Genomic DNA, 20,119 nt, shown 5'->3' with positions numbered 1-20,119 from the left:
CGTCTATATGAAGAACACATCCGTTGGTGTGTCGTGGATCCCATACGGGTTCACACCGATGGCCCCGAATGCGAGTCTTGACACCATGGACGATCTTCTCGAACAGCTCAGGGCAGCGCTGCCCGCCGAAGCCCTCATCACCGACCCGGATGTGACGGCGTCGTACGCCCACGACATGGCGAGCTTCTGCGAGGCGGGCAGCCCGGCGGTGGTCGTCCTGCCCCGCACGGTCGAGCAGGTGCAGCACGTGATGCGCACCGCGACCGCGCTCCAGGTCCCGGTCGTCCCGCAGGGCGCGCGTACGGGTCTGTCGGGCGCCGCGAACGCCTCGGACGGCTGCATCGTCCTGTCGCTGATCAAGATGGACCGGATCCTGGAGATCAATCCGGTCGACCGGATCGCCGTGGTCGAGCCCGGCGTGATCAACGCGGTCCTGTCCCGCGCGGTCGAGGAGCAGGGCCTGTACTACCCGCCGGACCCCTCCAGCTGGGAGACGTGCACCATCGGCGGCAACATCGGCACCGCCTCCGGCGGCCTGTGCTGCGTGAAGTACGGCGTCACGGCGGAGTACGTTCTCGGCCTGGACGTCGTCCTCGCCGACGGCCGCCTCCTCACCACAGGACGCCGTACCGCCAAGGGAGTCGCCGGGTACGACCTCACCCGGCTCTTCGTCGGTTCGGAAGGCAGCCTCGGCATCGTCGTCAAGGCCGTACTGGCACTGAAGCCGGCGCCGCCCGCGCAACTCGTCCTGGCCGCCGAGTTCGGCTCGGCGGCCGCCGCCTGCGACGCCGTCTGCACGATCATGGAGGCCGGCCACACGCCGTCCCTGCTGGAACTGATGGACCGCACGACCGTCCGCGCCGTCAACGCGATGGCGAACATGGGCCTGCCGGAGACCACGGAAGCGCTGCTGCTCGCAGCCTTCGACACCGCCGACCCGGCCGCCGACCTGGCCGCCGTGGGAGAGCTGTGCACGGCTGCGGGCGCCACCGAAGTGGTCCCGGCCGACGACGCCGCCGAGTCCGAAATGCTGCTCCAGGCACGGCGGTTGGCGATCGCCGCGCTGGAAGCGGTGAAGGGCACGACGATGATCGACGACGTGTGCGTGCCGCGCTCGCGCCTCGGCGACATGCTCGTCGGCGTCGAGACCATCGCCGAGAAGCACGACCTGACGATCGGCGTCTGCGCGCACGCGGGCGACGGCAACACCCACCCCACGGTCTGCTTCGACGCGTCGGACCCGGACGAATCGCGGCGCGCCCGTGAGTCCTTCGACGAGATCATGGCCCTCGGCCTGGAACTGGGCGGCACCATCACCGGCGAACACGGCGTGGGCGTACTGAAGAAGGAATGGCTGTCCCGCGAACTCGGGCCGGTGGGAGTGGAGTTGCAGCGGGGCATCAAGCAGACCTTCGACCCGCTGGGCCTGTTGAACCCGGGCAAGCTTTTCTGAGCACGCGGTCCTGAGCGACCGGTCCTGAGGGCGCGCTCACGCGTCCTCCTCGGCCGACTCGGGCTCCGGCGCGGACTCGTACCCGCACGCGTCCGGAGCCCACGGGCCGGTGAGCGGCCGCCGCTCACCGGCCGGTGCCGGTGCCAACAGCCCGTCCAGCGCGTCGTCGAGACCCAGCCGCTCCGTCTCCGTACCCGGTGGCACGATCCGCAGCGTCCGCTCCACCCACGCGGAGACGATGGCCGAGGACATCTCGAGCAGCGCGTCCCCCTCCGGGGAACTGAGCGCCACACACAGCACATTGCGCCCGCCGACCTTCGTCGGCCAGATCCGTACGTCGCCGTGCCCGCACGGCCTGAACACGCCCTCGATGATCAGATCGCGCGCGAACGTCCAGTCCACCGGCGTATCCGAGCAGATGTGGAAGGCGATGTGCACGGCGTACGGGTCGTCCGTACGGTACGAGAGCCGGGCCGGGACGGGAATGCTGCGCTCGGGAGAGAGCACCAGATTGAGTTCCAGCTCGCGTTCCACCACGGTGTGCATGAGGGGTACTTCCTCTCCTGGGAAGGGCCCGGCGGCGGGGCCTCACCAGGAGAGAGCGCACACCCGGCGAACCATGACGCGACTCCGGCGACGTTTCTCCCGGGAACCTCTCGCAGGCCCCGAGCCCCGCGGTCACCACCCGCCGCGCCGCGACGGTCTCAGCGGAGCCGGGACGAGGAGAGGATCGAGGTCAGGTGGGCGACGACCATGGCCCAGGTGATCACCATGATGGCCAGCACCGCGATGCGCGTCGGTTCCAGACTGCCCACGGCCGCGTCGGCGACCGCGACCGCCAGGAGCACGAGCGAGGCCTCGATGCCGTTCGTGATGCGGTGGATCTTGAGCGCGGAGGCCAGTCGGCGGGCCGAGGCGAGGCCGGTGGAACGCGGCCTGGTCGACTCGTCGTCCGCCACCGGCAGGCCGCGCCGCGCGCGTGCCACGTCGACCAGGTCGGTGGACGCCTTCAGCAGGACGATCCCGAGCGCGGCGGCGAGCCCGGCGCTCACCCACAGGTCCGATCCGCCGTTCGCCGCGCGCCAGCCCGCCCCGATCATCAGCGCGGCATCGGCAAGATACGCGCCCAGCCGGTCGACGTAGATGCCCGTCGCGCTGTTCTGGCCCTTCCAGCGGGCCACTTCGCCGTCCACGCAGTCGAACAGCAGGAACAACTGGAAGAGCACGGCCGCGAGCAGAGCGCCCGTCAGCCCCGGTATGAGCAGGGCGAACCCGGAGGCGATCCCGCAGACGACCATCGTCCAGGTCAGGGCATCGGGCGTCACGCGTGTACGGACGAGCTGGCGAGTGGTGTGCAGCGAGATTCTGCGCATGTACAGCCGGCCCGCCCAGTGCTCGCCGTTACGGCTCTCCAGCTTCGCGTGGGGCTGGCAGACCTCGCGCAGTTCTGCCAATGCGGGCGCACTCGCCATGGTGTGTCCTCTCGCTCTGGGAATCGTCACAGGCTAGAAGACGGAAATCAGGCCCGGAACGCGGGGTGTTGGCACGCGTTCCGGGCCTGGGCTTTCAGGATGCGGCGAGTGTCACAGGCTCACGCCGGCCCGCTGTCACTCGCTCACATCGACTCGGTGTCACTGGCTCACGTTGACCTGGAACCAGTCCACGCTCATTCCCGCGCCCGAGCTGATGTCCGCCGAAGGCGACGTGCAGCCGCAGACCTTGTCCGGGTACGAGCCGCCGATCGCGACGTCGAAGATGGCGAAGAAGCCGTGGTCCACGGCCGCCTGCCAGGTGGCGGTGGAGACCTCGCTCTGGTTCACGGCGAAGGTCTGGGCGCCGTCGAGGTAGAAGCGCAGCTGCTCGGCGGCCGCGTCCGTACGGTCCACGATCACGGAGTACGTGTGGTAGCCCGTCTGGCAGCCGTCGCACGGCTGGAGGTCGCTGCTGATGCCGTCGGGGTCGTGGCACTCCCCGGCCCATTCGCCGCAGTGGAACGTCGTGGAGTGCTGGCTCAGCGCGTTGACGTCCTCCATGATGTCCAGCTCACCGATGCCCGGCCAGTTGGTGGCGCCCGTCGGGCGGGCGTCGGCGCCCATGGCCCAGAAGGCCGGCCAGTAGCCGAGGCCGCTCGCGGGGTCGGGCTGCTTGAGGGACGCGCTGATCTCGACCTGGCCGCCGGCCGGCGCGCCGAAGTCGGTGCGCTGGGTCTCCACCCGGCCCGACGTCCAGTGGCCGGAGGCGTCCCGGATCGGCTTGATCACCATGTGACCGTCGCCGTCCTGGTAGACGTTGTCGGTGGAGTCGGTGGAGGTCTCTATCTCGCCGGTGCCCCAGTTCCCGGCGCCTCCCGGGTAGCCGGTGCCGAGGTCGTACAGCCAGTCGGCGCGGTTCAGACCGGTACCGGCCGCTCCGTCGAAGTCGTCCCTGAACACCGTGGTCCAGTCGGCCGCGGTGTTGGCGGACGCGGTCGTGGCGTCGGACGCGGAGGCCGTGGCCGAGGCGGCGGTCAGCCCCAGCAGGCCGGTCAGCGGAAGCGACAGCGCGGTCAGCAGGGTCAGCAGACGGCGGCGGGGCCGGCGGTCCGGGGCCGGGCCGACCCGGGAGGAAATTCCGTACATGGGGGGTGACTTCCTTCTTCCGGAGGAACCGCGACGGTGACGCGTACGGCGACGGTGGTGCGTACAGCGGGATGACAGCGGTGACGCGTACGGCAGTGGGGGGACGCGGCGGAACGAGCGCTTCGTACGGCGTGTGCGGGCCGTTTGAGAGCGCTCTCACTCAACGACTGTCATGCACTGTTCATGAACGGTCAAGGGGTTTCGCGGTTCACTTCCCGAACCACTCTGGGCACTGGTGTCCAGATTTCCGTGCGACGCCTCACCCTTCCGGCGTTCGTGCGGCCCGAATGCGGCCTTTGTGGCCATCACTTTCTTCCGGACTCTTCGTTCTTCGTTACTGTCTCCCTTGGACAGGCGGAGGCGCGCGCCCGGTCGCCGCGGGGGCGTGTGCGGCACGGCCCGCCCGGATGTCCGGCCAAACATGTGGTGAGTGAACGGAGTTGGGGTCAGTGGCTACTCCTCCAGCCGACGGCGGGAACGTACCCGGGGAAGGGTTCTACCCGGACCCGTCCATCCCCGGATACGTCAGGTACTGGAACGGCACCGCCTGGGTGCCCGGTACGAGCCGGCCCGCGCCCCAGGGCGGTGAGGTGATGCCCTTCGGCCCCGCCGAGCCCGACGTGGCCGCCGGGCAGGGCACCGCGCCGCAGTCCGTCGAGGAGACGGGCCCGATGTTCCTGGACGAGGTGCCGCCCGAGGGCATCCGGCAGGAACCGGCCACCGCGTGGCAGGCCGACACTTCCCGCCAGACCGGATTCGGCGGTGAGCACGCCCACCGCGTCTCCTGGGGCGCGCCCGGTCAGGACCCGCGCCAGGGACCGGGCCATGACCCGCGCCAGGGTCCGGTTCACGACCCGCGGCAGGGTCCGGTTCACGACCCGCGGCAGGGACCGGCTCACGACCCGCGCCAGGGACCGGGCCATGACCCGCGCCAGGATCCCCGCGTGCCCAACCAGTCGCAGCCGTCAGCCAACGCGTCCGACGCGACCGGCCCGCACGCCGATCCGGCGGGCGCCGCTCCGGCCGACGCACGCATGCTCGGACCCGGCCCGGACGACGGCCGGCCGCTGTCGGACGGCACCGTCGCGATCCGCGCCATGAGACGGGGCGTCACCCCGGGCCGCGGAGCCGGCCTCGGCTCCGGACTCACCCCGGGTACCGACGGGCCCGACGCGAGCCGGCGCCCCGGAGCCGGTACGCCCCAGCGCTCCGCCCCGCACGAGCCGGCCCCGCCCGTCGACAGCACCGTCACCCTCCGCGCCCTGAACGCCGCCCGCCGCGCCAAGGACGAGGAGGCCGCGGAGCCGGTGCGGCAGGACCGGGCCGAGGGCACGATGACGATCCGCGCCACCAAGCCCGGCGGATCCCGCTCGGGCTCGCGCAAGGGCTCGGGTACGGGTGCGGCGGCCGGGCAGCCGCAGATCCCCGGACAGGGCCAGGCTCAGCAGGCCCCTCAGCAGCAGCCCTTCCAGCCGCAACAGTTCCAGCAGCAGCAGCCGAGCCGGCCCTTCGGTTCCGGCGGGCAGGCCGATCAGCCCGTCATGCCGTGGAAGCCCCCGGCCGACGACCCGTTCCTCGCGATGGCCCAGGCCCAGACGGCCGCCAGGCCCGCCGGCCTCGGCAAGCGGTTCGCGGCCCGGCTCATCGACACCGTCGTCCTCGGCGCGGTCGTCGGCGCGGTCGCCGTACCGCTCGTGTCCAAGGCCCAGACCCATGTCGACGCCAAGATCGACGCGGCGAAGCAGTCCGGCAGGACCGTCACCGTCTGGCTGCTCGACTCCACCACCGCCGGCTGCCTCGGCGCCGTCCTCGCCGCGCTCCTGATCCTCGGTGTGCTGTACGAGGCGCTGCCGACCGCCAAGTGGGGGCGCACGCTGGGCAAGAAGCTCTGTGGTCTCGAAGTGCGCGACATCGAGTCCCACCAGCCGCCGTCCTTCGGCGCCGCTCTGCGCCGCTGGCTGGTGTACGGGGTGCTCGGGCTGGTCGTGGTGGGCGTCGTCAACGTGCTGTGGTGCCTGGTCGACAAGCCGTGGCGCCAGTGCTGGCACGACAAGGCGGCGCGTACGTTCGTGGCGGGCTGACGAGCGGACCGGCCGGCGGGCCGCTGGTCGGCCCGCCCGGCGGACTGACGACGACCGGGCGCGACGGCGTTCGGCCGAACGGCGGTCGATCCCGTTGCGCGCCCCCGGCGCGCGCGGTGCACTGCCCCCATGAGCAACGATCAGCCGCCGCCAGGTCAGCCGCCCGAGGACGACCCGTTCTTCAAGAAGCCGCCGCAGGAACCTCCTCCGGGTGTCCCGTACGGCGGTGACAACCCGCCTCCCGGCGGCAATCCGTACGGCGGTGGTCCCTACGGCGGCGGCCCGTACGGGGGCGACCAGCAGGGCGGCGGCCCCTTCGGCGGCGGAGGCCGGTTCGGCGGTGGCGGTGGCGGCCGGTTCGGCGGCGGACAGCGCGGCGGTCCTGATCCGTACGCGGGAATGCCGCCGCTCCCGACCTTCGGCAGGCGGCTCCTGGCCCGGGTGATCGACGCCCTGATCGTGTTCATCCCGCTCGCCGTCCTGTCCCTGGCCACCGGCAGCATCCACTCGTCGTCGAACGGCAACAGCGAGTGGAACACCTTCTCCGATCAGGTGAACACGGGCAGGCAGTGGCTGTGGACGGTCATCGCGGTCATCGCGTACGTCGGCTACGACACCGTGATGGTCGCCAGGAACGGCCAGACCCTCGGCAAGCGCTGGACGAAACTGCGGGTCGCGATGGTCAACGACGGCTCCGTACCCGACACCGGCGCCTCGCTGCTGCGCGCGGCGGTCCTCTGGGTACCCGCGCTGATCTGCTGCTACTGCGTCTGGTGGCTCATCCTCATCGTGTCGATCGCGGCCAGCCGGCCGTACAAACAGGGCCTGCACGACAAGGCGGCCAGGACGGTCGTCGTCACGGCCCCGCAGTGAACGCCGACGTGGCTGCCTCGTCCGAGGCGGCGTTCTCATGCGACGTGACCGATTCCGACGTGACCGATTCCGACGCCGACTCCCGCGTCCTCACCGTCAGGGAGACCAGTACCCCGAGCACGAGCGCGGCGAGCGCGATCACCGCGATACCGATACCCCCGGTCACCCCGGAGAGCAGAAGCATGACGAGTGTCGAGCAGACGACCGTGGCGGAGCCGTAGGCGAGTTGTGCGGCGGTCGGACGCGGCATGGCGGTTTTTCCGTCCCTCGGAGCTCGGCTGTTCAGGGCAGGGAAGCGGGATGCCTCCTACGCGCGCCGCCTCCGGCCCGCCCTATGACGGGGGATGCCCGAGCGGGACTCCCGGCAAGCGTCATCCCGCTCGCAGAGGCGTCGCAGGGAGGGGCGCACCGGGCACGTGTTTCCCGTAGATGACGATTCGGTGCGCCGTTGTCCGACATATCGGTGTCCGTATACCGGAAGTCGGCTCCTGCATAGAGCAGTTCACCTACTCAAGTCAAGACTGTCTTTTCTTCTTCAACTCCGTTCAAATAGCGCCACTTATGTCGCGCATACGCGCACGGATCCCTATACCCCCGATCCGTGGAGCGCGAGCGCGGGGGAGGACAACATCAAGTGATCAAGAACCGACGGGCCAAGAGAGTGTCCGCGGTGGTCGTGGCTCTCGCCGCGACCGCCGCCACCGCCTCGGCCTTCACCACGGCACAGGCCGAGGACGGCCCCGGATCCGGTCGCGCGGTCATCGAGCACCGCGACCCGGACTCCCAGAAGGGCCAGGTCGACCACGATCTGGACGGCCCGTTCAGCAAGAAGCAGGCCGCAGAGCGCAAGGCGGCGCTGGAGCAGGTCCTCTCCGGTCACGCCAAGCTGGAGAAGCGCGGCGGCTCCCAGGTGGTGAAGCTCGGCAACAAGAAGTACGTCGAGCTGGGCCGGGAGAAGACCGACAAGATTTTCACGATCCTCGTGGAGTTCGGCGACCAGGTCGACGACACCACGATGTACGACCCGGACGGCAGCGGTCCGGAGGCGCCCATCAAGAAGTACGGCGGCACGCCGGGACCGCAGCACAACGAGATAGCCGAGCCCGACCGCAAGGTGGACAACTCCACCGCCTGGCAGGCCGACTACAACCAGCAGCACTTCCAGGACCTGTACTTCGGTACCGGCAAGGACAAGAACGGCAAGCAGAAGGACTCGCTGAAGACCTACTACGAGAAGACGTCCTCCGGACGCTACTCGGTCGACGGTGAAGTCACCGCCTGGGTCAAGGTCCCGAACAACGAGGCCCGTTACGGCTCCAACTACTGCGGCAGCACCAACTGCGCCAACGTGTGGGACACCGTGCGCGACGGGGTCGCCGCCTACGCCGCGCAGCAGAAGGCCGCGGGCAAGTCGGACGCCGACATCAAGGCCGACCTCGCCCAGTACGACCAGTGGGACCGCTACGACTTCGACGGCGACGGCGACTTCAACGAGCCCGACGGCTACATCGACCACTTCCAGATCGTCCACGCGGGCGAGGACGAGTCGGCCGGCGGCGGCGTCGAGGGCGAGAACGCCCTGTGGGCGCACCGCTGGTACGCGTACGGCACGGACGCGGGCAGCACGGGTCCGGCGGACAACAAGTCCGGCGGCACGCAGATCGGTGACTCCGGCATCTGGGTCGGCGACTACACGATGCAGCCGGAGAACGGCGGCCTCGGTGTCTTCGCGCACGAGTACGGCCACGACCTGGGCCTGCCGGACAACTACGACACCGCGGGTGGCGAGAACTCCACGTCCTTCTGGGACCTGATGTCCTCGGGCTCCTGGCTCGGCACCGGCAAGAACGCGATCGGCGACCTGCCCGGCGACATGACGGCCTGGGACAAGCTCCAGCTCGGCTGGCTCAACTACGCCCAGGGCAAGGCCGCGACGAAGTCCACCACCAAGCTGGGTGTCGCGGCGTACAACACCAAGAACCCGCAGGCGCTCGTCGTCGACCTGCCGGAGAAGACGCAGACCACCACGGTCGTGAAGCCCGCCGAGGGCTCGGGACAGTGGTGGAGCGACATGGGTGACGACCTCAAGAACACCCTCACCCGGTCGGTCGACCTGACCGGCAAGTCGGCGGCCTCGCTCGACCTCCAGGGCTGGTGGGACATCGAGGCGGACTACGACTACCTGTACGCAGAGGCGTCGACGGACGGCAGCAACTGGACGCCGCTCGAAGGCACCGCGGACGGCGCCGCCATCACCCGTGACGGCAGCGACAAGCCGGCGCTCACCGGTGCTTCCGGCGCGTACAAGAAGCTGTCCTACCCGCTGGACGCGTACGCCGGTCAGAAGATCGACATCCGCTTCCGCTACCAGACGGACGGCGGCGCGGGCGGCAAGGGCTTCGCGGCGGACGCCATCAGCGTGATCGCCGACGGCACCCCGCTGTTCACCGACAACGCCGAGGCCGACGACGCGGCGTGGACCGCGAAGGGGTTCTCGCGCATCGGTGAGTCCTTCACCAAGGACTACGCCCAGTACTACATCGCCGAGAACCGCCAGTACGTCTCGTACGACACGACGCTGAAGACGGGTCCGTACAACTTCGGCTACCCGGCTCCCAAGGACGCCTGGGTCGAGCACTACGCGTACCAGACCGGTCTGCTGGTCTGGCTGTGGGACACCTCGCAGAAGGACAACAACACCAGCGTCCACCCGGGCGAGGGCCTGATCCTTCCGGTCGACGCCCACCCGGGCGCGCTGAAGTGGAAGAACGGGACCCTGATGCGCAACAGGATCCAGGCGTTCGACTCCACGTTCAGCTGGTGGCCGACCCCGGGCGTCACGCTGCACAGCGCGGGCGTGGCGACCAAGATCGCCCCGAAGCTCGGCGTCCCGGTCTTCGACGACCACAAGGGCACCTACTACGACAAGGCGAACCCCCAGGGAAGTGTCATCGTTCCTGACACGAACACCAAGATCACGATCGTCAGCCAGCCGCTCGACGGCTCGACGCTGACGGTCCAGGTGGCTCCCTCTCACAAGTAATCGAGCATCGCCGCAGGTCAGAGCATGATCGGCCGTCGCCCCTCTAGCGGGCGGCGGCCGATCGTGTTTGAGTGCGTTCTACGACTCTCTTATTGACACGATGTCTCGCGGGGGAGATGAACGACATGGCAGGTGGAGGCTTCAGCAAGCTCCCGAACGGCAAGGTAGTGGTCGCACTGACCCTGCCGAGACCGGTGACAGGGAGCGGAACGGTCCGCGTCCTGGTCCTCGCCGGCAACCGCGCCCGCGCCCTGACCAGGCTGCGGAACCTCGGACTACGGGCGGTCTATCTGCGCGGGAACGCGGAACCGCCGACACCGGACGAGATCACGGCCGTCCTGCACCATCCGGACGGCCTCCTCTGGCGGACCACTCCGGAGTGCCTGGAGGAGCTGTGGATGCCCATACGCGCGCTCCTGCGCCCTCCGCGCCCGCCGGCGCACGCGGGCGCGGGGTGAGGCGGGGGATGCGGTCCCAGCGCCCCTGAGGAGCCCCCTCGGAGCGCCTCACGCGCCCTCGGCCGGCGTCCGTACCACCGGCGCGCCGGTCAGCTCCGCGCCCGCCGTACGCAGCTCGGCGAGCGCCCGCTCCGTGGTGACGGGCGCGACCCCGGCGGTCAGGTCGAGCAGCACGCGCGTGACGAACCCCGCACGGATCGCGTCCAGCGCCGTCGCCCGTACGCAGTGATCCGTCGCGATGCCGACGACGTCGACCTCGGCGACCTCACGCGACCGCAGCCAGTCCGCCAGCGTGACGCCGTTCTCGTCAGCGCCCTCGAAACCGCTGTACGCGGCCGCGTAGGCGCCCTTGTCGAAGACCGCGTCGATGGCGCCCGAGGCGACGGCCGGCGCGAAATTCGGGTGGAAGCCCGCGCCCTCCGTACCGGCGACACAGTGGACCGGCCAGCTGTGGACATAGTCCGGGTCCGCGCTGAAGTGGTCGCCGGGATCGACGTGATGATCGCGGGTGGCGACGACATGGCGGTAGCCGGCGGTCGACTGCCCGATCAGATCGGTGATCGCGGCCGCGACACCGGCGCCGCCGGTCACCGCGAGGCTGCCGCCCTCACAGAAGTCGTTCTGTACGTCGACGACGATCAAGGCGCGGTGCATGACGAGGCCCTTCATCGGATGTGTGTGCCGGATACGGTCCGCGTGGTTATTACCTTGCACACGTGCGAGCGGCTCACACGTACTCGGTCGGAATCACGGGCTCGCCCCGCGACAGCTGGATCGCCGACATCGGCAGCCCCGAACGCGCCGCGAAATGGCGCTCACGCACGGTGTTCAGAGGCTCGCGGGCGACGACCTCGCCGCCCCTGACCAGTTCCACCTGGAGCTGCCTGTCCACCAGGTCGGCCGGCACCGCGCCCGTACCGATCACCTCGGCCGCCGCGCGGCCCTCCGCGTCGAGGCGCCGGGCCGCCCACTTGCGGCCGCCGATCGACGTCTTGCCGCCCGTCGACTTCTTCGCCACCGGGTGGAGCGGCGCCTTCGGATCGGCGGACCGCGCGCGGGCGACGACCTTGTAGACCATGGAGCAGGTGGGCTGCCCGCTGCCGGTGACCAGCTGCGTGCCGACGCCGTACGCGTCCACCGGCGCGGCCGCCAGCGAGGCGATGGCGTACTCGTCCAGATCGGAGGTGACCACGATCTTGGTGTCGACCGCGCCGAGGATGTCGAGCTGCTGACGCACCCGGTGCGCGACCAGCAGCAGGTCGCCGGAGTCGATACGGACGGCGCCGAGGCCGGGACCGGTGATCTCCACGGCGGTCTTCACGGCCTCGGCCACGTCGTACGTGTCGACCAGCAGCGTCGTACCGCGGCCGAGCGAGTCGACCTGCGCGCGGAAGGCGTCGCGCTCGCTGTCGTGCAGCAGGGTGAAGGCGTGCGCGCTCGTACCCACGGTCGGGATGCCGTAACGGAAACCGGCGGCCAGGTCGGAGGTCGTGTCGAAGCCCCCGATGTACGCGGCGCGCGCGGCGGCGACCGCGGACAGCTCGTGCGTACGCCGCGCGCCCATCTCGATCAGCCCGCGCCCGGCCGCGGCCGCCGACATCCGGGACGCGGCGGCGGCGATCGCCGAGTCGTGGTTGAGGATCGACAGGATCACGGTCTCCAGCAGGACGCACTCCGCGAAGGAGCCCTCGACCCGCAGGATCGGCGATCCCGGGAAGTACATCTCGCCCTCGGGGTAGCCCCAGATGTCCCCGCGGAAGCGGTAGGAGGCGAGCCATTCGAGCGTCGGCCCGTCGACGATCGAGCGCTCTTCGAGGAAGCCCAGCACATCCGCGTCGAACCGGTAGTTCTCCACGGCGTCCAGGACCCGCCCGGTGCCCGCGACAACTCCATAACGCCGCCCCTCGGGCAGCCGCCGGGTGAATGCTTCGAAAACACAGTGGCGATCGGCCGTACCGGCCTGAAGTGCCGCCTGGAGCATGGTCAGCTCGTACTGGTCGGTGAAGAGCGCGGTCGACGGCACGTCCACCGGGAGCCCGAGGTCCGGAGTGTTCATATGAGAATGCTACCCGCCCTACTCGTCAGAGTGACGATTTCTATGAGGCCGTTTGTGCGACACCCCCTCCCGGGTGGCAGCATGGACCCGTGAGGCTGTGAAACCGCGGCGCACAGAGCCCCCGGCCCCCGCAGAGAAGAAGGTCGTCCCGAACCGTGAGTGTCGCTCCGACTGAAGTCGAACGCCCGGAATCGGCCGAGGAGACGTATCTCGTCCCCGAACCCGACGTGCCCTGGGTGACGATCGTGCACAACGACCCGGTGAACCTCATGAGTTACGTGGAGTACGTCTTCCAGACCTACTTCGGCTACCCGAAGGACAAGGCGAACAAGCTGATGCTCGACGTCCACCAGAAGGGCCGTGCCGTGGTGTCGAGCGGCAGCCGTGAGGAGATGGAGCGCGACGTGCAGGCGATGCACGGCTTCGGGCTCTGGGCGACCCTCTCGCAGGACCGCAACTGATGGCCGGGCAGTTCGAGCCCGCACCCGGCGGCGGGGCCGCCGTCGCGCTCGACGAGGTCGAGGTCTCCATCCTGCGCTCGCTCGCCGTCCAGCTCCTCGAACTGATCGGCCCCGGCGACGAACCGGCCGCAGATGACGACCTGTTCGCCTCGATCTTCTCCGACGGGCCGACCGAGCCCCCCACCGACCCGGCGCTCGCCCGGCTCTTCCCGAACGCGTACGGCGACGACGACAGCGACGACAAGCTGCGCGCGTACTCCTCCGAATTCAGGCGCTTCACGGAGAACGACCTGCGCAGCCGCAAGCGCGAGGACGGTATCGCCGTCGTCCGCACCCTCGACAGCCTCTCCGCGCCCGGCGCGGGCGGGGCCGTACTCACTCTGACGGCGGACGACTGCCGGCACTGGCTCGGCGCGCTCAACGACCTGCGGCTGACGATCGGCACGCGCCTGGAGGTCTCCGACGAGGACGAGAGCGGCGAACTGTACCGGCTGCCCGACTCCGACCCGCGTAAACCCATGGTCATGGCGTACCTCTGGCTGGGCGCTCTCCAGGAATCCCTCGTGGAGACCCTGCTGCCCTGACCGGCCTCTCCGGCCCCTGTACGCCCGCTCAATAGAGCCTCAATTCGAGATAACGATCACGTCAAACCACCGGCGACCTTTGTGATTCGCGGCACGTTTTGTCCGCCTCTCCCTGTGTCGTGCGTCACATCTCTGTCCGAGCGAGACCCCCGGTTCCGTGTTAGATCTTCCACACCGATCGGGGGCGCCACCCCTGTTCCCCGAACGGCAAACGCCGGCTGATCGCCGACAGCACTCCATTCATATCCGGGGGGATTCGGACATCGGTCCGCCGTCGAGAACGTGCGGACGGGCATGGAGAAAGGGCGTACCACCATGACGACTCCACGGGTCGACCAATACCCAGCGGACGACGGAGCCTTGGAGAGCAAGGCCGGAGCCGGAACCACGGAGGAGGGGTACGAGCGGGGGCTCGGCAGCCGCCAAATCCAGATGATCGCGATCGGTGGCGCGATCGGTGTAGGCCTCTTCATGGGCGCCGGGGCGAACATCGCCAAGGCCGGGCCCAGCATCATCCTCATGTACGCTCTCGCCGGCGTCGTCATCTTCTTCATCATGCGGGCACTCGGCGAGTTGCTTCTCTACCGGCCCATCTCCGGCTCTTTCGCGGAGTACGCCCGTGAATTCCTCGGTCCCTTCTTCGGTTATGTCACCGGTTGGACCTATTGGCTGAACTGGGTCGTCACCGGCATGGCCGAGCTGACCGCAGCAGCGATCTATATCAATTTCTGGTTTCCGCAGATTCCCCAGTGGCTCAGCGCACTGGTCTTCCTCGTGGTGCTGTTCAGTGTCAACCTGATTTCGGTGAAGATCTTCGGCGAGGTCGAGTTCTGGTTCTCCATGGTCAAGGTCACCGCGATCATCGGCATGATCGTCATCGGCCTCGGTGTCCTCACCCTGGGCTTCTCCGACGCGGGTGACACGGCGAGCGCGAGCAACCTCTGGGCGCACGACGGTCTCTTCCCGAAGGGCATCGGCTCCAGCCTGATGACGCTCCAGGGCGTCATGTTCGCCTACCTCGCCGTCGAGCTGGTCGGTGTCACGGCGGGCGAGTCCGAGAACCCCGAGAAGACCCTCCCCAAGGCCATCAACACGCTGCCCTGGCGCATCATCATCTTCTACGTCGGCGCACTGACGGTCATCCTCGCGGTGGTCAAGTGGACCGAGTTCTCCGCCGGGACCAGCCCGTTCGTCTACGCCTTCGAGAAGATGGGCATTCCGCTCGCCGCGGGCATCGTCAACTTCGTCGTCCTGACGGCGGCGCTCTCCTCCTGCAACTCCGGCATGTACTCCACCGGCCGCATGCTGCGCGGCCTCGCCGCCAACAAGGAAGCCCCCGCCGCCTTCGGCAAGCTCAACTCGCGCAAGACCCCGGCGATAGGCATCACCGTCTCGGTCGCGCTGATGGGCGTGGGCGTGATCCTCAACTACTTCGTCCCGGAGAAAGCATTCGGCTACGTCACCTCGGTGGCCACGGCAGCCGGTATCTGGACCTGGATGATGATCCTCGCCAGCCACATCCGCTACCGCAAGGGCGTCGACGAGGGCCGCCTGCGCAAGTCCTCCTTCCCGGCCCCGGGCGGCTCGGTGTGCAGCTGGATCGCCCTGGTCTTCCTGATCGGCGTGGCGGTCATGATCGCCATCGACCCGGACGCCCGCGTCAGCCTGTACGTGGGTGCCATCTGGGGCGTCGGCCTGGCGATCGGCTGGCAGATCCTGAAGAAGCGCAACCCGGAACTGGCCGAAAAGCCGGAGTACGCCTCCGCCGCCGAATAGGCAGTGATCGTGCGGTTCCGCCCCACGGCGGTGGGGCGGAACCGCATCGCGAAACGCCGTCCGACTCCGGGCGGCGTTTCGTGTTGCCCGGGTCGCCGCCCGGCGCGGCCCAGAGTGCCGGTGGACGGCCACGCCGTCCTCGCGACCCGAGCGCGAGCCTGCCCGCAGGGTGGAAGGGGGCCGTGGAGGGGTGATGTCCAGAACGTAAAGCGTTACTTTGCGGCGCGGAAACCACCGGCCCGGTGTCCACTACGCGTCCACGCGCCGAAAATAATGCAGTGGCGGACATGACCCCTCCACGGAACCCGGCACCAACCGAAACCACAACGCCCCGGCTCGCGGCGACCCGCACCGGACAGCGGACCCCGCCGCCCCGGCTCACGACGACCCGCACCGGACAGCGGACCCCGCCGCCCCGGCTCACGACGACCCGCACCGGACAGCGGACCCCGCCGCCCGCAGCACGACGACCCGCACCGGACAGCGGACACCACCCGCCCGCAGCACGGCGACCCGCACGGCGAAACGCACGGCGAAACCCACCGCCCGCCGCGTGCCGCACGGCGACCCGCACGGCGAAACGCACAGCGTGCCCCGCCGCGAGCCGCTAGCGTCGGCCGCATGGCAACGGACCCGTGGACCCTGTTCGGCACCACCCCCACCGGCGTGCTCACCACGCTGAAGCGCGACGGACGGCCTCAGCTGTCCAACGTCGCGTATCTGTACGACCCGGCCACCCGAGTCGCGCTGATCTCCGTGACCGACGACCGCGCCAAGACCCGCAACCTCCGCCGCGACCCCCGGGCGAGTTTCTACGTCACCACCGCGAACCTCGACGCCTACGCCGTGGGCGAAGGGCTCGCCGAACTCGGTGCCGTCGCCGAGGACCCCCAGGACGACGCGACCGGTCAACTCGTCGCGCACTACCGCGCGCTGCGCGGCGAGCATCCGGACTGGGCGGCGTTCCGCGAGGCGATGGTCGGCGAACGGCGCCTGCTCATCCGGCTGCCGCTGACCCGCGCCTACGGCTGGGGCCTCGCTCCGTAGGGCCGGCCGACGGCGTTTTATATTGCAGGCATGCTGACCATCTCCCAGGCCCTGCACGACCAGATCGTCGCGCACGCCCGAGCCGACCACCCCGACGAGGCCTGTGGCGTGGTCGCCGGCCCGGAGGGCACCGGCAGGCCCGAGCGGTTCATCCCCATGCTCAACGCCGCGCGGTCGCCCACCTTCTACGAGTTCGACTCCGGCGACCTGCTGAAGCTCTACCGCGAGATGGACGACCGCGACGAAGAGCCGGTGATCGTCTACCACTCGCACACCGCCACCGAGGCGTACCCGTCGCGCACGGACATCACCTACGCCAACGAGCCCGGCGCCCACTACGTCCTGGTCTCGACCGCCGACACCGACGACGCCGGCCCCTTCCAGTTCCGCTCATACCGCATCGTCTCGGGCGAGGTCACCGAGGAGGAGGTCAGGGTCGTCTGAGAGACTGACGCCCGACCCGAGGCGGCAGGCCCCAGGAAGCCGGTGCGAATCCGGCGCGGTCCCGCCACTGTGACCAAGCGTTCCGCTTGGCAGCCAGGAACTGACCTGCCGCCCTTCTCCCACCAGCCAGGGGACGCGGAAATCCCCCGGAGGAGGCCCCAGCCGTGCCAGTCCTGCCCGGACAGTCCCGCCGCCGTGCGCTCATAGCCACCGCCGCGCTGCCCGCTCTCGCCGCGCTCACCCTCACCGCCTGCGGCACCACGCCCACGCCCGCCGGCGCGAACGGCGCCACAAAAGCCGCGGCGGCCACCGGTTTCCCGTACACCGTCACCAACTGCGGTGTGAGAACCACCTATCAGGCCCCGCCGAAGCGCGTGGTCACCATGAACCAGCACGTCACCGAGGTCATGCTCGCGCTCGGCCTGGAGAAGTCCCTCGTCGGCACCGCCTACCTCGACGACAAGGTCCTCCCGGCGTACGAGAAGGCGTACGACAGCGTTCCGGTGCTCGCCGAGGAGTACCCCTCCAAGGAGAAGCTGCTCGCCGCCAACCCCGACTTCGTCTACGGCGGCTACTCCAGCGCCTTCGCCGCCAAGGACGGCCTCGCCCGCGACGACCTCCAGCGCTCCGGCATCAACACCCGGCTCAACCTGGAGAACTGCACGGACGGCAGAACCACCATGGACGACGTCTACCAGGAGATCGCGGAGGTCGGCCGTATCTTCGGTGTCACCGACCGCGCCGACCGGTGGATCGCCCAGGCACGCAGGACCGTCGCCGACACCGCGGACCGGATCAAGGGAGCCGGACCGGTCTCCGTCTTCGTCTATGACAGCGGCGACAAGACCGCCTTCACCGCGGGCGGCAAAGGCATCGGCAACGAGCTGATCACCCGCGCGGGCGGCCACAACGTCTTCGCCGACCTCGACAAGGCCTTCGGCGACGCGACCTGGGAACAGGTCGTCGACCGCAAGCCGGACGCCGTCGTGATCTACGACTACGGGTCCACCACGGTCGCGCAGAAGGAGAAGCGACTCCTGGATGACCCGGTGCTCAAGGACGTTCCGGCGATCAAGAACAAACGATTCGCCGCCATGCCGCTCTCCACCGTCGTCCTCGGTGTACGCGCCCCCGACGCCATCGAGGAACTCGCCGCGCAGCTTCACCCAGAGACCGTGAAGTAAGCCCGCCGTGCGCCGCGACACCCCGCCCGTCCACGGGCGCCTGCGCCACACCCTCGTGCTCGGCTCCCTCACCGCGGCGCTGGCCGTCGCCGTGGTGGCGGGGCTGGCCCTGGGCTCCGTAAGGATCGCGCCCGGCGAGGTGATCACCATCCTCACCGGTCGCGCCGACCCCAGCCCCTTCCGCACCATCGTGCTCGACGTACGGCTGCCCCGCGTCCTGCTCGGCGCGATCGTCGGCGCCGGGCTCGCCGTCGTCGGCACCGTCCTGCAGGCACTCGTACGCAACCGGCTCGCCGACCCCTTCCTCCTCGGCATCTCCTCGGGAGCGTCCACCGGCGCCGTCCTCGTCCTCGTCCTTGGCATCGGCGGCGGCCTCACCACCACCGTCGCCATGCCGGCCGCCGCCTTCCTCGGCTCACTCGTCGCCCTGGCGCTGGTGTACGGGCTGGCCAGACGCGGCGGCTCGATGACCGGTGGACGTCTGCTCCTCGCAGGCGTCGCCGTCTCGTACATCCTCTCCGCGCTCACCACCCTCGTCCTGGTCGTCTCCGCCAGGCCCGAACACTTCCAGGAAGCGCTGTTCTGGACCCTCGGCGGCCTCGGCAGCGCCCGCTGGGGCTCGCTCGTCCTGCCCGCCGCCGTCCTCACCGCCGGCATCGCCCTCCTCATGACCCTCGCCCGGCCACTCGACCTGCTGCTGGTCGGAGAGGAGGGCGCGACCGTACTCGGCCTGGACACCTCACGCTTCCGCGCCGCCGTCTTCGTCCTCGCCTCCCTGGTCACCGGCGTGATGGTGGCCGCCAGCGGCGCCGTCGGCTTCATCGGACTGCTCGTCCCGCACGCCGCGCGGATGGCCGTCGGCGCCACCCACCGCACCCTGCTGCCGGTCGCCGCGCTCGGCGGCGCCGTCGTCCTCGTCGCCGCCGACCTCGCGGCCAGGACCGTCGCGGCCCCGCAGGACATCCCCGTCGGCGTCCTCACCGCCCTCACCGGCGGCCCGTTCTTCCTGTGGCTGATGCGCCGCCGCCCCGAAGGAGCCCCGGTATGACGGCCACCCTCCACGTCGAAGGACTCACCTACACCGCGGCGGGCCGCCACCTGGTCGAGAACGCCTGCCTCAGCGCCGCCCCCGGCGAGACCGTCGGGCTCGTCGGCCCCAACGGCAGCGGCAAAACCACCCTGCTGCGCTGCGTGTACGGCACCCTCCGCCCCACCGCCGGACGCGCCCTCCTCGACGGCGACGACCTGCACGCCATGACCGCCAGAACCCGCGCGCAGCGCGTCGCCACCGTCCCCCAGGACGGCGGCACCGACTTCGAACTGACCGTCCGTGAAGTCGTCGCCATGGGCCGCTCCCCGCACAAACACTTCTGGGAAGCCGACACCGCCGCCGACACCGCACTCGCCGACGCCGCCCTCGACCAGGTCGGCATCACCGCACTCGCCGACCGCGCCTTCCCGTCGCTCTCCGGCGGCGAACGCCAGCGCGCGCTCGTCGCCCGCGCCCTCGTACAGCAGCCGGCGCTCCTTGTCCTGGACGAACCGACCAACCACCTGGACATCCGCTACCAGCTCGACGTCCTCACCCTCATCAGCGAAGCACCCACCACCAACCTCCTCGCCCTGCATGATTTGAACCTCGCCGCGTACTACTGCGACCGCCTCTACGTCCTCCAAGCCGGCCGGATCATCACCTCGGGCACCCCGCGCGACGTCCTCACCCGCGACCTGCTCGCCGCCGTCTACGAGGTGAACGCCGAGGTCAGCCCGCACCCCGTGACCGGCGCGCCCACGGTCGTCTACCTGCCCTAGGCCGACGCTGGTCCAGCTGGCGAACGCAATCCGTCCGGCAGCCGAGACCGCATACCGGGACGCCAACCGGGAATCGTTACGATGACCGCATGGTTTTCCACGACGTGAGCGAGAAGACGCCGAGCACCCCGCTGCTCGTTGCGCGGCTTCACGTCGACCTGTGCCGCCTCGCCAGTGCGATGTGTCCGTACGACGTCGGCTGACCGACGCCCCCGCCACCCCGGCACCA

Annotated in this window: 20 protein-coding genes and 1 riboswitch; of the genes, 14 read left to right on the top strand and 6 right to left on the bottom strand. The window is 69.8% G+C overall.

Annotated features, from left to right (window positions below):
• The first annotated feature begins 85 nt into the window (after positions 1 to 85).
• A complete protein-coding gene (locus ACIP6N_RS20495; RefSeq protein ID WP_401817329.1) occupies positions 86 to 1,453 on the top strand; it encodes an FAD-binding oxidoreductase in 1,368 nt (455 codons plus the stop codon).
• A gap of 36 nt (positions 1,454 to 1,489) precedes the next feature.
• Here the strand turns inward: ACIP6N_RS20495 and ACIP6N_RS20490 are convergent, their stop codons facing one another.
• From ACIP6N_RS20490 to ACIP6N_RS20480, 3 genes are all read right to left on the bottom strand, one after another.
• A complete protein-coding gene (locus ACIP6N_RS20490; protein ID WP_401817327.1) occupies positions 1,490 to 1,999 on the bottom strand; it encodes an SsgA family sporulation/cell division regulator in 510 nt (169 codons plus the stop codon).
• Between the two features lie 158 nt (positions 2,000 to 2,157).
• The gene (locus ACIP6N_RS20485; RefSeq protein ID WP_401817326.1) at positions 2,158 to 2,925 is read right to left on the bottom strand and encodes a CDP-alcohol phosphatidyltransferase family protein; all 768 of its coding nucleotides are present in this window, start codon (positions 2,923 to 2,925) and stop codon (positions 2,158 to 2,160) included.
• A gap of 159 nt (positions 2,926 to 3,084) precedes the next feature.
• A complete protein-coding gene (locus ACIP6N_RS20480; RefSeq protein WP_401817324.1) occupies positions 3,085 to 4,071 on the bottom strand; it encodes a glycoside hydrolase family 16 protein in 987 nt (328 codons plus the stop codon).
• Between the two features lie 449 nt (positions 4,072 to 4,520).
• On the opposite strand from ACIP6N_RS20480, the gene ACIP6N_RS20475 reads away from it, so the two are divergent.
• Positions 4,521 to 6,152: an RDD family protein gene (locus ACIP6N_RS20475; RefSeq protein ID WP_401817323.1), complete on the top strand. Its 1,632-nt coding sequence runs from the start codon at positions 4,521 to 4,523 to the stop codon at positions 6,150 to 6,152.
• A gap of 129 nt (positions 6,153 to 6,281) precedes the next feature.
• Positions 6,282 to 7,025: an RDD family protein gene (locus ACIP6N_RS20470; protein ID WP_401817321.1), complete on the top strand. Its 744-nt coding sequence runs from the start codon at positions 6,282 to 6,284 to the stop codon at positions 7,023 to 7,025.
• Here ACIP6N_RS20470 and ACIP6N_RS20465 read toward each other — a convergent pair.
• On the bottom strand, positions 7,009 to 7,275 hold the full coding sequence (locus ACIP6N_RS20465; RefSeq protein WP_401817319.1) for a hypothetical protein: 267 nt from the start codon (positions 7,273 to 7,275) through the stop codon (positions 7,009 to 7,011). The genes ACIP6N_RS20470 and ACIP6N_RS20465 overlap by 17 nt on opposite strands.
• Before the next feature lie 384 nt (positions 7,276 to 7,659).
• On the opposite strand from ACIP6N_RS20465, the gene ACIP6N_RS20460 reads away from it, so the two are divergent.
• Both ACIP6N_RS20460 and ACIP6N_RS20455 read left to right on the top strand, forming a co-directional pair.
• The gene (locus ACIP6N_RS20460) at positions 7,660 to 10,068 is read left to right on the top strand and encodes an immune inhibitor A domain-containing protein (protein ID WP_401817317.1); all 2,409 of its coding nucleotides are present in this window, start codon (positions 7,660 to 7,662) and stop codon (positions 10,066 to 10,068) included.
• Positions 10,069 to 10,193: 125 nt separating this feature from the next.
• Entirely contained in the window at positions 10,194 to 10,526 is a 333-nt protein-coding gene (locus tag ACIP6N_RS20455) for a hypothetical protein (protein ID WP_401817316.1), read from the top strand.
• A 48-nt stretch (positions 10,527 to 10,574) separates the two neighbouring features.
• Here the strand turns inward: ACIP6N_RS20455 and ACIP6N_RS20450 are convergent, their stop codons facing one another.
• Together ACIP6N_RS20450 and ACIP6N_RS20445 are read right to left on the bottom strand one after the other, a co-directional pair.
• Complete coding sequence (locus tag ACIP6N_RS20450) at positions 10,575 to 11,180, bottom strand: isochorismatase family protein (RefSeq protein ID WP_401817407.1); 606 nt, start codon at positions 11,178 to 11,180, stop codon at positions 10,575 to 10,577.
• 73 nt (positions 11,181 to 11,253) lie between these two features.
• Positions 11,254 to 12,582 carry a nicotinate phosphoribosyltransferase gene (locus ACIP6N_RS20445; protein ID WP_401817314.1) on the bottom strand — a complete coding sequence of 443 codons (1,329 nt, stop codon included), beginning with the start codon at positions 12,580 to 12,582 and terminating at the stop codon, positions 11,254 to 11,256.
• Positions 12,583 to 12,737: 155 nt separating this feature from the next.
• Between ACIP6N_RS20445 and clpS the strand changes: the two genes are divergently transcribed.
• From clpS to ACIP6N_RS20400, 9 genes are all read left to right on the top strand, one after another.
• Positions 12,738 to 13,043 carry an ATP-dependent Clp protease adapter ClpS gene (gene clpS / locus ACIP6N_RS20440; protein ID WP_401817312.1) on the top strand — a complete coding sequence of 102 codons (306 nt, stop codon included), beginning with the start codon at positions 12,738 to 12,740 and terminating at the stop codon, positions 13,041 to 13,043.
• Positions 13,043 to 13,627: a DUF2017 domain-containing protein gene (locus tag ACIP6N_RS20435; protein WP_401817311.1), complete on the top strand. Its 585-nt coding sequence runs from the start codon at positions 13,043 to 13,045 to the stop codon at positions 13,625 to 13,627. Before clpS ends, ACIP6N_RS20435 begins: the two co-directional genes overlap by 1 nt.
• A 315-nt stretch (positions 13,628 to 13,942) precedes the next feature.
• On the top strand, positions 13,943 to 15,403 hold the full coding sequence (locus ACIP6N_RS20430) for an amino acid permease (protein ID WP_401817309.1): 1,461 nt from the start codon (positions 13,943 to 13,945) through the stop codon (positions 15,401 to 15,403).
• Positions 15,404 to 16,024: 621 nt separating this feature from the next.
• Positions 16,025 to 16,450: a PPOX class F420-dependent oxidoreductase gene (locus tag ACIP6N_RS20425; RefSeq protein WP_401817307.1), complete on the top strand. Its 426-nt coding sequence runs from the start codon at positions 16,025 to 16,027 to the stop codon at positions 16,448 to 16,450.
• A gap of 30 nt (positions 16,451 to 16,480) precedes the next feature.
• Positions 16,481 to 16,894, top strand: a complete 414-nt coding sequence (locus tag ACIP6N_RS20420; RefSeq protein ID WP_401817305.1) for a Mov34/MPN/PAD-1 family protein — start codon at positions 16,481 to 16,483, stop codon at positions 16,892 to 16,894.
• A gap of 32 nt (positions 16,895 to 16,926) precedes the next feature.
• Positions 16,927 to 16,997, top strand: a riboswitch (cobalamin riboswitch).
• 61 nt (positions 16,998 to 17,058) lie between these two features.
• Positions 17,059 to 18,078: an ABC transporter substrate-binding protein gene (locus ACIP6N_RS20415; RefSeq protein WP_401817304.1), complete on the top strand. Its 1,020-nt coding sequence runs from the start codon at positions 17,059 to 17,061 to the stop codon at positions 18,076 to 18,078.
• 7 nt (positions 18,079 to 18,085) lie between these two features.
• Complete coding sequence (locus ACIP6N_RS20410; RefSeq protein ID WP_401817302.1) at positions 18,086 to 19,126, top strand: FecCD family ABC transporter permease; 1,041 nt, start codon at positions 18,086 to 18,088, stop codon at positions 19,124 to 19,126.
• Positions 19,123 to 19,890 (top strand): ABC transporter ATP-binding protein, encoded by a 768-nt coding sequence (locus ACIP6N_RS20405; RefSeq protein WP_401817300.1) that lies wholly within the window; start codon positions 19,123 to 19,125, stop codon positions 19,888 to 19,890. Before ACIP6N_RS20410 ends, ACIP6N_RS20405 begins: the two co-directional genes overlap by 4 nt.
• Positions 19,891 to 19,979: 89 nt before the next feature.
• On the top strand, positions 19,980 to 20,093 hold the full coding sequence (locus ACIP6N_RS20400) for a putative leader peptide (RefSeq protein WP_401817298.1): 114 nt from the start codon (positions 19,980 to 19,982) through the stop codon (positions 20,091 to 20,093).
• Positions 20,094 to 20,119: the final 26 nt, after the last annotated feature.

The organism is Streptomyces sp. NPDC088725 (assembly GCF_044751305.1).
GTDB lineage: Bacteria > Actinomycetota > Actinomycetes > Streptomycetales > Streptomycetaceae > Streptomyces.
Note: the sequence above shows the minus strand (reverse complement) of the source record. Positions and strands in the feature narration are given on the sequence as shown.